Below are 11,692 nucleotides of genomic sequence, written 5' to 3' on the forward strand. Positions count from 1 at the left end.
GCCGTCGAGCAGGCGCTGCGGCAGGTGGCGCCGAGCCGTTACGAGGCGTACGAGCAGCTCCTGCGCGCCCTCGCCGAGGGGCGGGTGTGGATGCTCCTGTGGTCGGGAGCCCCCGGCGCCCCGGACGCCCAGTACGGGAACATGGAGGTCGACGGGCACGGCTACGCGCCCTGCGTCACCTCCGCCCAGGAGCTCGCGGCCAGCGGCTGGCACCGCGCCCACGAGGTGGCCGCCGGATACGAGGTCGCGGCCGCCCTCTTCCCCGACCGCTGGGGCCTGTGGCTCAACCCGCACGCCCCCGGCGGCGGCGTCGGCGTCCCCTGGGCCGACCTGCGCCGGATCGCCACCGGCCTGGACCTCCAGCCCGCGGGACCGCTGCGGCTCTCCGAGCCGACCGTCGAAGTCCCCCAGTTCTACGCCCTGTTGACCCAGAACGCGCACCGCACCCCCGCCGTGCGCGCCCTGCGCCGAGCCTGGGTCCAGCCCGCGCTCGGCGACCCGTACCTGGCCATCGGCCTGGACCTGTATGACACGGGCCCGCAGGCGGTGGAGGCGGCCCGCGCCATGGTCGGGCGCTCGGCGAGCGCGGTCCCGGAGGGGCTGCCGGTCTCCACGGTGGCGATGGCGGACGAGCACGACCCGGTGGCGATGTGGCTGCGCGCCCACGCCCGCCCGTTCTTCGACCGCGAGGCGTACGGCAACGCCGTGACCGCCCCGGCCCACCAGCCGGGTCCGGCGACGCGGCCCTACTGACGGGACCGCATGCGCGGAGGGTCGGCAGGGGTGCGGGTATGCCCCAATTCGCCCTCCGCTATTGATCTTTGGGCCCCCGCTCAGCAAACCCATCCGTCCGCATAACGGAAGCCCCCAGGCCACATCACAGTTGCGCATCCTTTCCCGGGGAGGGCTGGCGGGTGATCACAAGCGCGATGAAGACTCGCGTTCGCCGGATCGACCGGCCATCTGTGCGACCTGCCTCACGCCGCTGTGCCGCAGTCCAGCGGCGTCGATGCTCTTCGCACCTCCCGTTTCACCCGCACGACTTGCACCTGTGATGTAACGAGCCGCTACAGCGGCGGGCATGGGTCGGCCACAGCCGGCCGAGCCGAGAGGGGTCCCCAGGACGATGACGGTACCTATGCACGACACGGCTCCGGTCGAGACCGGGGATGCGGGCGTTGCCGCGGACCTCACCAAGAAGGCCGTAGAGGGCCGTTCGCTGGGCCGGATCGCCTGGAACCGCCTGAAGCGGGACAAGTTGGCGCTCGCCGGCGGTGTCGTGGTGGTCCTCCTCGTCGTGGTCGCGGTGTTCGCGCCGCTCATCACGAAGATGTTCGGCCACGACCCGAACGAGCACTTCGAGAGCCTGATCGACCCGCTGTTCTCCACCCCCTCCGGGGCCTGGGGCGGCATCAGCTCCGAGCACCTGCTGGGCGTGGAGCCGGTCAACGGCCGCGACGTGTTCAGCCGCATCGTCTACGGGGCCCGGATCTCGCTGCTCGTCGGCTTCCTGTCCGCCGTGGTCGCGGTCGTCCTCGGCACCGTCCTCGGTGTCCTGGCCGGCTACTTCCGCGGCTGGCTCGACGCCGTCATCAGCCGCGTGATGGACATGCTGCTCTCCTTCCCGCAGCTGCTGTTCATCATCGCCCTGGTGTCGGTCATGCCCAACCGGCTCCTCGGTCTCGAGGGCACGGGCGTGCGGATGCTGGTGATGATCCTGGTGATCGGCTTCTTCGGCTGGCCGTACGTCGGCCGTATCGTGCGCGGTCAGACGCTCTCGCTCCGCGAGCGGGAGTACGTCGAGGCGGCTCGCAGCCTGGGCGCCGGGGGGCGCTACATCCTGTTCAAGGAGCTGCTCCCCAACCTCATCGCGCCGGTCACCGTCTACGCCACGCTGATGATCCCCACCAACATCCTCACGGAGGCGGCGCTCAGCTTCCTCGGTGTGGGCGTCAAGCCGCCCACCGCCTCCTGGGGCCAGATGCTGTCCACCGCGGTGAGCTACTACGACTCGGACCCGATGTACATGATCATCCCGGGTCTGGCCATCTTCATCACCGTGCTGGCCTTCAACCTCTTCGGCGACGGCGTACGCGATGCGCTCGACCCCAAGGGTTCGCGCTGAACCGCCGTATTTCCAGGACCCGTTGCTCCATCAACGGCCGCTACTCACACGGAGGAACCGACAGGTGACTACCCAACGCAATTCCGGGCGCCGCAGGCAGGTCGCGGCGGCAGCCGCCGTGGTCGCGGCGCTGCTGTCCACAGCGGCATGTGGCGGCGGTGGCAGTGACGACAAGAGCAGTGCCGCGGGCTTCGACGCAGCCAACAACAAGGTGGCCAACGCCTCGGACAAGAAGGGCGGCACGCTGAAGTTCGCCGGTGTCCAGGACGCCGACTCCTGGGACACCACGCGCGGCTACTACGGCTTCGCCTGGAACTTCATGCGCTACTACAGCCGCCAGCTGGTGACCAGCGCGACCGAGCCGGGCGCCAAGGGCACCGAGCTCGTGCCGGACCTCGCCACCAGCAAGGCGAAGATCTCCGCGGACGGGAAGACGTACACCTACACCCTGCGCGACGGGATCACCTGGGAGGACGGCAAGCCGATCACCTCCAAGGACGTCAAGTACGGCATCGAGCGCGTGTGGGCGCAGGACGTGCTCTCCGGCGGTCCGGTCTACCTGAAGGACGTGCTGGACCCGAAGGGCGAATACCAAGGCCCGTACAAGGACAAGGACCCGGAGAAGCTGGGTCTGAAGGCCATCGAGACGCCGGACGACAAGACCATCGTCTTCAAACTCCCCTCCGCGAACAGTGACTTCGAGGAGATGCTCGCGCTCACCTCGGCGTCGCCGGTGCGGCAGGACAAGGACACCAAGTCCAAGTACGGCCTGCGGCCCTTCTCCTCCGGCCCGTACAAGTTCCAGTCGTACGCGCCGAACAAGTCCCTGAAGCTGGTCCGCAACGAGGAGTGGAAGCAGTCCTCGGACCCGGTCCGCAAGGCGCTGCCGGACGTGATCACGGTGAACTGGTTCACCAACGCCGACAGCATGGACAACCACCTGATCGCGGGCGACTACGACCTGGACATCAACCAGACCGGTATGTCCCCGCAGGGCCGCACCAAGGCGCTGAAGGAGCACAAGGGCAACCTCGACAACCCGGTCTCCGGCTACATCCGCTACGCGGTCTTCCCGCAGATCGTGAAGCCGTTCGACAACATCCACTGCCGCAAGGCCGTCCTCTTCGGCGCCGACCACAAGTCGCTGCAGACCGCCCGCGGCGGCCCGGTGGCGGGCGGCGACATCGGCACCAACATGCTGCCGCCGTCGGTGCCGGGCTCCGAGGGCCAGAAGTACGACCCGTACGGCATGGCCCAGAACGACGGCAAGCCGGACCTGGCCAAGGCCAAGGAGGAGCTGAAGGCCTGCGGCAAGCCGAACGGCTTCAAGACCACCATCGCGGTCCGCAACAACAAGCCGGTCGAGGTGGCCACCGCCGAGTCCCTGCAGGCCTCGCTGAAGAAGGTCGGCATCATCGCCGACATCGACCAGTACGACGGCTCGCAGACGACCGGCATCATCGGCAACCCCGAGGTCGTCAAGAAGAAGAACTACGGCATCATCATCATGGGTTGGGGACCCGACTTCCCGTCGGTCCAGGGCTACGGCCAGCCGCTGTGGGACAGCAAGTACATCCTGTCCAACGGCAACAACAACTACGCGATGATCAAGGACAAGGCCATCGACGGCCTGTTCGACGACTTCGTCACCGAGCTGGACGACGCGAAGAAGGAAGAGACCGCGACCCAGATCAACCACAAGGTGATGGAGGGCGCGTACTACCTGCCCTTCGTCTTCGAGAAGTTCGTCAACTGGCGCTCCAGCGAGCTGACCAACGTTTACACCACGGACGCCTACAGCGGCCAGGTCGACTTCGCCAGCCTCGGCGTGAAGAAGTAACTCCACCGGCACACCCGCCGTACTGCACGAAGGGCAGGTGAAGGCCCGCTCCGCGCGGCCGCGGTCAACGGACCACCCCCTCCCAGCTGTTGCTGGGAGGGGCCCCGGTTGGCCGCGGCCCGCCGCCGGGCCGCAGAGCAGTGCTCGCATACCTCATCAGGCGGCTGTTCGCCGTCGCCGTGATGCTGGTGGTCATCATGCTGGTGGTCTTCGGCATCTTCTTCTTGATCCCCCAGTGGACGGGCGTCGACCCGGCCACGATGTACGTCGGCAAGCAGTCCGACGCCGCCGCCCTGGAGGGCATCCGGCAGAAGCTCCAGCTGGGCGACCCGATCTACGTCCAGCTCGCGGAGTTCTTCAAGGGCATCTTCGTCGGCCGGACCTACTCCGGCGGCGGCGACGTCACGCACTGCCCGGCGCCCTGCTTCGGCTACTCCTTCCGCAACGAGCAGGCCATCTGGCCGGTGCTCGCCGACCGCCTCCCGGTGACCCTGGCGCTCGCGCTCGGCGCCGCCGTGCTCTGGCTGATCGGCGGCGTCGCCGCGGGTGTGCTCTCCGCGCTCAAGCGGGGCTCGGTGTGGGACCGCACCGCGATGATCGTCGCCCTCTCCGGCGTCTCGCTGCCGATCTACTTCACCGGCCTGCTGTCGCTCGCGGTCTTCTCCTTCGGACTCGGCTGGCTCGACGGCCAGTTCGTGCCCCTGGAGGAGTCCTTCACCGGCTGGCTCGGCGGCATGCTGCTGCCCTGGCTGACCCTCGCCTTCCTCTACGCGGCGATGTACGCCCGGATCACCCGCGCCACCATGCTGGAGATCATGGGCGAGGACTACATCCGCACCGCCCGCGCCAAGGGCCTGCGCGAGCCCGTCGTCATCGGCAAGCACGCGATGCGCTCGGCCATGACGCCCGTCCTCACGCTGCTCGGCATTGATCTGGGCGCACTCGTGGGCGGCGCGATCCTGACCGAGACCACCTTCAGTCTCCCCGGGCTCGGCCAGGCCGTGCTCAAGGCGATCAGCGAGCGGGACCTGCCGGTGATCCTCGGCGTCACGTTGATCACCGCCACCGCGGTGGTGGTCGCCAACCTCGTCGTGGACATTCTGTACGGCGTGATCGACCCCCGAGTGAGGCTGGGATGACCGACCCCCTGAGCAGGACCGGTGCGACCGTGGGCGAGCCGGTCGCCACCACCTCCGCCCCGCCCACCGCGTTCCTCGAAGTGCGCGACCTGCGAGTGCACTTCCCCACCGACGACGGCCTGGTCAAGTCGGTCGACGGGCTCAGCTTCCAGCTGGAGAAGGGCAAGACCCTCGGCATCGTCGGGGAGTCGGGCTCCGGCAAGTCCGTCACCTCGCTCGGCATCCTGGGCCTGCACACCACGGGCCAGTACGGGCGGCAGAAGGCGCGGATCTCCGGCGAGATCTGGCTGGACGGCGAGGAGTTGCTCTCCGCCGACCCCGACCGGGTGCGCAAGCTGCGCGGCCGTGAGATGGCCATGATCTTCCAGGACCCGCTGTCCGCGCTGCACCCCTATTTCACCATCGGCAAACAGATCGTCGAGGCGTACCGGGTCCACCACGACGTGGACAAGAAGACCGCCCGCAAGCGCGCCATCGAGATGCTCGACCGGGTCGGCATCCCGCAGCCGGACAAGCGGGTGGACTCCTATCCGCACGAGTTCTCCGGCGGCATGCGCCAGCGCGCGATGATCGCGATGGCGCTGGTCAACAACCCCGAGCTGCTGATCGCCGACGAGCCGACCACCGCCCTGGACGTCACCGTCCAGGCGCAGATCCTGGACCTGATCCGGGACCTGCAGAAGGAGTTCGGCTCGGCGGTCATCATCATCACCCACGACCTGGGCGTCGTCGCCGAACTGGCCGACGACATCCTGGTGATGTACGGCGGCCGGTGCGTGGAGCGGGGCAGCGCGGAGAAGGTCTTCTACGAGCCCCGGCACCCGTACACCTGGGGGCTGCTCGGCTCGATGCCGCGCATCGACAAGGAGCAGACCGACCGGCTCATCCCGGTCGAGGGCGCCCCGCCGTCGCTGATCAACATCCCCAGCGGCTGCGCCTTCAACCCCCGCTGCCCGTACGCGGACGTGCCCAAGGGCGGGATCACCCGGACCGAGCGGCCCGAGCTGCGCGAGGTGGCGGGCGGCCACTTCTCCGCCTGCCACATGTCGCCCGAGGACCGGCAGCGGATCTGGACCGAACAGATTGCGCCGAAACTGTGAGCGACGCGCGCCAGGCCGCCGGGCGGCGGATGAAGACGATGGCCGCACTTCTGCGCCGAGCGTGCGGAGAAGCGAACGGAACGGCACTGTGAGCGAGGACCAGCAGATGACGATCCCCGAACAGGCCGGCGCGGCCGAGACCTCGGCGGACCCCGCACCCGGCGAGTCCCTGCTCAAGGTGACCGGGCTGATCAAGCACTTCCCGATCACCAAGGGACTGCTCAAGCGGCAGGTCGGCGCGGTCAAGGCGGTCGACGGGCTGGACTTCGACGTGCGCTCGGGGGAGACCCTGGGCGTCGTCGGCGAGTCCGGCTGCGGCAAGTCGACCATGGGCCGGCTGATCACCCGGCTGCTCGAACCCTCGGGCGGCAAGGTCGAGTTCGAGGGCCGGGACATCACGCACCTGGGCACCGGTGCCATGCGCCCGATGCGCCGGGACGTCCAGATGATCTTCCAGGACCCGTACTCCTCGCTGAACCCCCGGCACACGGTCGGCGCCATCGTCAGCGCGCCGTTCAAGCTCCAGGGCGTCCGGCCGGAGGGCGGGGTCAAGAAGGAGGTCCAGCGCCTCCTGGAGGTCGTCGGCCTCAATCCCGAGCACTACAACCGCTATCCGCACGAGTTCTCCGGCGGCCAGCGCCAGCGCATCGGCATTGCCCGCGCGCTCGCGCTCAAGCCGAAGCTGGTCGTCGCGGACGAGCCGGTCTCGGCGCTGGACGTGTCGATCCAGGCCCAGGTGGTCAACCTGCTGGACGACCTCCAGGCGGAGCTGGGCCTGACGTACGTGATCATCGCGCACGACCTGTCGGTCATCCGGCACGTGTCGGACCGGATCGCCGTCATGTACCTCGGCAAGATCGTGGAGTTGACCGACCGCAAGTCGCTCTACGAGACGCCCATGCACCCGTACACCAAGGCGCTGCTCTCGGCCGTACCGGTGCCGGACCCGCGGCGCAAGAAGGAGCGCGAGCGGATCCTGCTCCAGGGCGACGTGCCCTCGCCGATCTCGCCGCCCGCGGGCTGCCGGTTCCACACCCGGTGCTGGAAGGCGACCGAGGTCTGCAAGACCAAGGAGCCGCCGCTGCTGGCGCTCAGGACCGGGCACCAGGTGGCGTGCCACCACCCGGAGAACGCGTCTGACATCCGACTGCCGTCGGGCAGCGCGGACCAAGCGCCGGGTGCCTAAGGCCGGTTGTCCTTGCCTCCTCCGGCCGCCGCGTCGCGCGGCCGGGGGAGGTGGATCCCGAACCAGATCACCGCGACGCGCAGCGCGAAGACCACGCACGCGGACACGACCGCCGCGACGTTGTCGTGCACGCCCACCGAGTGCAGCCCGAGATAGGCCGCCGCACCGGCCAGCGCCGCCGTCGCATACACGTCCTCACGCAGCAGCAGCGGCGGGAACTCGCCGCACAGCACGTCGCGGATCACCTCGCCCGCGACGCCGGTGATCACCGCCAGGATGATCACGGCCAGCGGGGTCACATGCGAGTCGATGGCCGCGCGGGCGCCGATCACGGTGACGACGGCCAGGCCGATCGCGTCGACCACGAGCAGCGAGCGCTGGGGCAGTTGCCAGTAGCGCAGGTAGACCATCGTGGCGATGCCGACCCCGGCGATGACCGTGAGCAGCAGCCAGTCCTGCGTCCAGTACAGCGGGTTCCGGTCGAGCATGAGGTCCCGCAGGGTGCCGCCCGAGATGGAGGCGGCGAAGGCCAGGACCAGCCCTCCGAAGGGGTCCATGTTGGCCCGGTGGGCCGCGAGCACCCCGCTCGCCGCGAAGGCGGAGACGCCGATCAGGTACAGCACGTGCAGCATGATCTTTCCCAGGACTCGACCGCGCCCCAACCGCCGGAGCACCGGCCCGCATCATCTCAGGCCGCGCCCACAACACGGGCCCCCCGTGGTTCGGCCCGCGTTGTGGGCATGCGTTCCGCTGGGGGCGATGGGGGTCCCCCCCCAGACTCCGTCCGGGGGGACCCCCATCGCCCTTGCGGAACGCATGCCCACACCGGAACGTGAACGCACGCCCACAGCGCGGCGGACGCGCGGCCCACACCGGAACGGTGAACGCATGCCACCGCGTGGCGAACGCACGGTCCACAACCCGGCGGAGCCGGGGCCCGCGCCGGGAGGGCGCGGGGGAGGCAAGGGGCCCGCCCCGTAGAATCAGGCGCATCATGGCCTACCTCGACCACGCCGCCACCACCCCCATGCTCCCGCAGGCGGTGCAGGCAATGACCGCCCAGCTCACCACCACCGGCAACGCCTCCTCCCTGCACGCGGCCGGCCGCCGCGCCCGCCGCACGGTCGAGGAGTCCCGCGAGACCCTCGCCGCCGCCCTGGGCGCGCGCCCGAGCGAGGTGGTCTTCACCGCCGGCGGCACCGAGTCCGACAACCTCGCGGTCAAGGGCCTGTACTGGGCCCGCCGGGCCGCAGACGCCCGCCGCGTCCGCGTCCTCGCCAGCCCCGTCGAGCACCACGCCGTGCTTGACGCCGTCAACTGGCTCGCCGAACACGAGGGCGCCCAGGTCGAGTACCTGCCCGTCGACCCCCACGGCCGCGTGCACCCCGACGCGTTGCGCGAGGCCATCGCCCGCGACCCCTCCGACGTCGCGCTCGTGACGGTCATGTGGGCCAACAACGAGATCGGCACGATCATGCCGGTCCGCGAACTGGCCGCCGTGGCCCGCGAGTTCGAGGTCCCGATGCACGCCGACGCCGTCCAGGCCTTCGGTCAGCTCCCGGTCGACTTCGCCGACTCCGGCCTGGCCGCGATGACCGTCACCGGCCACAAGATCGGCGGCCCGTACGGCATCGGCGCCCTCGTCCTCAAGCGCGAGGAGACGCCCGTACCGCTGCTGCACGGCGGCGGCCAAGAGCGGCACGTGCGCTCCGGCACCCTCGACGTGCCCGCCATTGCCGCCTTCGCGGCCGCGGCCGCGCACGCGGCCGAGCACCGGCCCGGGTTCGCCCGCGAGATCGGCGCCCTCCGCGACAAGCTGATCGCGGCGGTGGGCTCCGCGGTGCCCGACGCCGTGCTCGGCGGGGACCCCGACCCGGCGGGCCGGCTGCCGGCCAACGCGCACTTCTCCTTCCCCGGCTGCGAGGGCGACTCGCTGCTCCTGCTCCTGGACGCCCAGGGCATCGAGTGCTCCACCGGATCCGCCTGCACCGCGGGCATCGCCCAGCCCAGCCACGTCCTGCTCGCCACCGGCACCGCCCCGGACCTCGCCCGCGGCACCCTCCGGTTCTCCCTCGGCCACACTTCCACCGAGGCCGACGTGGACGCGGTCGCGGCGGCCATCGGCCCGGCGGTCGAGCGCGCCCGCTCGGCCGGCCTCTCGTAGGCTCCAGGGCTCGCTACAGCTCCAGGGCTCGCTACAGTCCCGGAGCTCGCTACTACGCCCGCTCCTTCGCCCCCACCTCCCGTACGAGCTTCATGTAGCGGTCCCAGTCCCACGCGCGCCCGGGGTCGGTGTGATCCGCCCCCGGCACCTCGGTGTGGCCGATGATGTGCTGCCGGTCCCTGGGTATCCCGTACCGGTCGCAGATCCCGGCCGTGAGTCTCGCCGAGGCCTCGTACATCGCGCCGGTGAACTGGTCGGGGCGGTCCACCCAGCCCTCGTGCTCGATGCCGACGCTGCGCTCGTTGTACTCCCGGTTCCCCGCGTGGAAGGCCACGTCCAGCTCGCGGATCGTCTGCGCTATGTGCCCGTCCTTGCGCACCACGTAGTGCGCGGCGGCGCGGTGCCACGGGTCCTTGAAGACGTCCAGCGCCGTCGCGTAGCTGCCCTGGACGACATGGATGACCACCCGGTCGATCACGTAGTCCGCGGGCCGGTCGGCCCGCCGCCAGTTCGAAGGCGAGGCGGCCACCCACTCCGCGCCCTTGAAGTCGACCACGCCGTCCGTGCGCGGCTTGTTGTTGCCCGGGAGCCGCCACCACTGGCGCGACAGCCCGTCGAAGTTCACGGCCACGGCCGTGCCCGCGGCGGCCGTCGCCCCACCGATCACCAGCGCCCGGCGGCTGATGCCCCGCCGCTGCCTCTCCTGCCCCATCCGCCTTTCCCCCCGTCGCCCGCAGTGCCCCTCGCCCTCGCCTTCACAACGCACACGGACCCCTCCGCGGTTCCCCTTACCCTGGTAGAGCTATGACTGACTTCCCCGGTGCACCCCACGGCCCCCGCGACGGCTCCCGCCTGCGCGTCCTCGCCGCCATGTCCGGCGGCGTCGACTCCGCCGTCGCCGCGGCACGCGCCGCCGAGGCGGGCCACGACGTGACCGGCGTCCACCTCGCCCTCTCCGCCAACCCGCAGTCCTTCCGGACCGGCGCGCGCGGCTGCTGCACGCTGGAGGACTCCCGCGACGCCCGCCGGGCCGCCGACGTGATCGGCATCCCCTTCTACGTCTGGGACCTCGCCGAGCGCTTCCGCGAGGACGTCGTCGAGGACTTCGTCGCCGAGTACGCGGCGGGCCGCACCCCCAACCCCTGCCTGCGCTGCAACGAGAAGATCAAGTTCGCGGCGCTGCTCGACAAGGCCCTCGCCCTCGGCTTCGACGCGGTCTGCACCGGCCACTACGCGACCGTGGTCGTACGCACGGACGGCACCCGCGAGCTGCACCGCGCCTCCGACATGGCCAAGGACCAGTCGTACGTCCTCGGCGTGCTGGACGAGCGCCAGCTCGCGCACGCGATGTTCCCGCTCGGCGACACCCACACCACCAAGGACGAGATCCGCGCCGAAGCCGAGGCGCGCGGTCTGGCCGTCGCCAAGAAGCCCGACAGCCACGACATCTGCTTCATCGCCGACGGCGACACCCAGGGCTTCCTCGCCCGGCGCCTCGGCACCGCCGAGGGCGACATCGTCGACGAGTCCGGTGCCAAGCTCGGTACGCACAACGGCGCGTACGGGTACACGGTCGGGCAGCGCAAGGGGCTGCGCCTCGGCGTCCCGGCGGCGGACGGCAAGCCGCGGTACGTGCTGGACATCTCACCGGTGGACAACACGGTGACGGTGGGGCCGTCGGAGGCGCTGAACGTCACCGGCCTCACCGCGATCAAGCCCCGCTGGTGCGGGGAGCCGCCGTCCGGACCGGGTACGTACACGGCCCAACTCCGGGCGCACGGCGGCGAAACGGAGGTCACGGCCGAGCCCCGCGAGGACGGACTCCACGTCACCTTCACGACCCCGGTGCGGGGTGTGGCCCCGGGCCAGGCGATCGTCCTCTACGACAACACCCGAGTGGTCGGCTCGGCCACCATCGCCACCACAAACCGAGCCCCGGCAGCCACCACCCGCTGAGCCCCCCCCGTTCCGGTGTGGGCAGGCGTTCCGCAGGGCGGAACGGGTGGGCACACCGGAACCCGCACCCGGCGCACGGGCCCCACTCCGCACCGGACCGTAGCCGCGCTCGAACCGCAACAGGCCACCGGGAGCTGAGGTTTCGTGGGCGGCTGCACGCCGGCCCGTCGGCGGACCGCCTG

The 11,692-nt window shown here is 70.5% G+C and carries 10 protein-coding genes; 8 read left to right on the forward strand and 2 right to left on the reverse strand.

Annotated elements, in window-relative coordinates; translation table 11 throughout:
• The 6 genes from AOK16_RS01440 to AOK16_RS01465 all read left to right on the forward strand — a co-directional run.
• A partial coding sequence (locus AOK16_RS01440) for an enhanced serine sensitivity protein SseB (RefSeq protein WP_240483315.1) occupies positions 1 to 753 on the forward strand: 753 nt, incomplete at its 5' end.
• A gap of 373 nt (positions 754 to 1,126) precedes the next feature.
• Positions 1,127 to 2,125: an ABC transporter permease gene (locus AOK16_RS01445; protein WP_055470358.1), complete on the forward strand. Its 999-nt coding sequence runs from the start codon at positions 1,127 to 1,129 to the stop codon at positions 2,123 to 2,125.
• A gap of 64 nt (positions 2,126 to 2,189) precedes the next feature.
• Positions 2,190 to 3,965, forward strand: coding sequence for an ABC transporter substrate-binding protein (locus AOK16_RS01450; protein WP_055470359.1), 1,776 nt, complete (start codon positions 2,190 to 2,192; stop codon positions 3,963 to 3,965).
• A 140-nt stretch (positions 3,966 to 4,105) separates the two neighbouring features.
• Positions 4,106 to 5,104 (forward strand): ABC transporter permease, encoded by a 999-nt coding sequence (locus AOK16_RS01455; RefSeq protein ID WP_055470360.1) that lies wholly within the window; start codon positions 4,106 to 4,108, stop codon positions 5,102 to 5,104.
• Entirely contained in the window at positions 5,101 to 6,204 is a 1,104-nt protein-coding gene (locus AOK16_RS01460) for an ABC transporter ATP-binding protein (protein ID WP_055470361.1), read from the forward strand. The genes AOK16_RS01455 and AOK16_RS01460 overlap by 4 nt, the downstream gene beginning before the upstream one ends.
• A gap of 106 nt (positions 6,205 to 6,310) precedes the next feature.
• Positions 6,311 to 7,390, forward strand: coding sequence for an ABC transporter ATP-binding protein (locus AOK16_RS01465; protein ID WP_055470367.1), 1,080 nt, complete (start codon positions 6,311 to 6,313; stop codon positions 7,388 to 7,390).
• Here AOK16_RS01465 and AOK16_RS01470 read toward each other — a convergent pair.
• Entirely contained in the window at positions 7,387 to 8,022 is a 636-nt protein-coding gene (locus tag AOK16_RS01470; protein ID WP_055470362.1) for a trimeric intracellular cation channel family protein, read from the reverse strand. The two genes, AOK16_RS01465 and AOK16_RS01470, sit on opposite strands and share 4 nt — an antisense overlap.
• 362 nt (positions 8,023 to 8,384) lie before the next feature.
• On the opposite strand from AOK16_RS01470, the gene AOK16_RS01475 reads away from it, so the two are divergent.
• Positions 8,385 to 9,554 (forward strand): cysteine desulfurase family protein, encoded by a 1,170-nt coding sequence (locus tag AOK16_RS01475; RefSeq protein WP_055470363.1) that lies wholly within the window; start codon positions 8,385 to 8,387, stop codon positions 9,552 to 9,554.
• A 52-nt stretch (positions 9,555 to 9,606) separates the two neighbouring features.
• Here the strand turns inward: AOK16_RS01475 and AOK16_RS01480 are convergent, their stop codons facing one another.
• Complete coding sequence (locus tag AOK16_RS01480) at positions 9,607 to 10,266, reverse strand: N-acetylmuramoyl-L-alanine amidase (protein WP_055470364.1); 660 nt, start codon at positions 10,264 to 10,266, stop codon at positions 9,607 to 9,609.
• A gap of 92 nt (positions 10,267 to 10,358) precedes the next feature.
• On the opposite strand from AOK16_RS01480, the gene mnmA reads away from it, so the two are divergent.
• Positions 10,359 to 11,510, forward strand: a complete 1,152-nt coding sequence (gene mnmA / locus AOK16_RS01485; RefSeq protein ID WP_055470365.1) for a tRNA 2-thiouridine(34) synthase MnmA — start codon at positions 10,359 to 10,361, stop codon at positions 11,508 to 11,510.
• Positions 11,511 to 11,692 lie beyond the last annotated feature (182 nt).

The organism is Streptomyces pathocidini (assembly GCF_001418495.1).
GTDB lineage: Bacteria > Actinomycetota > Actinomycetes > Streptomycetales > Streptomycetaceae > Streptomyces > Streptomyces pathocidini.

Coding starts and splice junctions, on each gene's coding strand:
- AOK16_RS01445 (WP_055470358.1), top strand. CDS start 1,127: ATGACGGTACCTATGCACGACACGGCTCCGGTCGAGACCGGGGATGCG.
- AOK16_RS01460 (WP_055470361.1), top strand. CDS start 5,101: ATGACCGACCCCCTGAGCAGGACCGGTGCGACCGTGGGCGAGCCGGTC.
- AOK16_RS01465 (WP_055470367.1), top strand. CDS start 6,311: ATGACGATCCCCGAACAGGCCGGCGCGGCCGAGACCTCGGCGGACCCC.
- AOK16_RS01470 (WP_055470362.1), bottom strand. CDS start 8,022: ATGCTGCACGTGCTGTACCTGATCGGCGTCTCCGCCTTCGCGGCGAGC.
- AOK16_RS01475 (WP_055470363.1), top strand. CDS start 8,385: ATGGCCTACCTCGACCACGCCGCCACCACCCCCATGCTCCCGCAGGCG.
- AOK16_RS01480 (WP_055470364.1), bottom strand. CDS start 10,266: ATGGGGCAGGAGAGGCAGCGGCGGGGCATCAGCCGCCGGGCGCTGGTG.
- mnmA (WP_055470365.1), top strand. CDS start 10,359: ATGACTGACTTCCCCGGTGCACCCCACGGCCCCCGCGACGGCTCCCGC.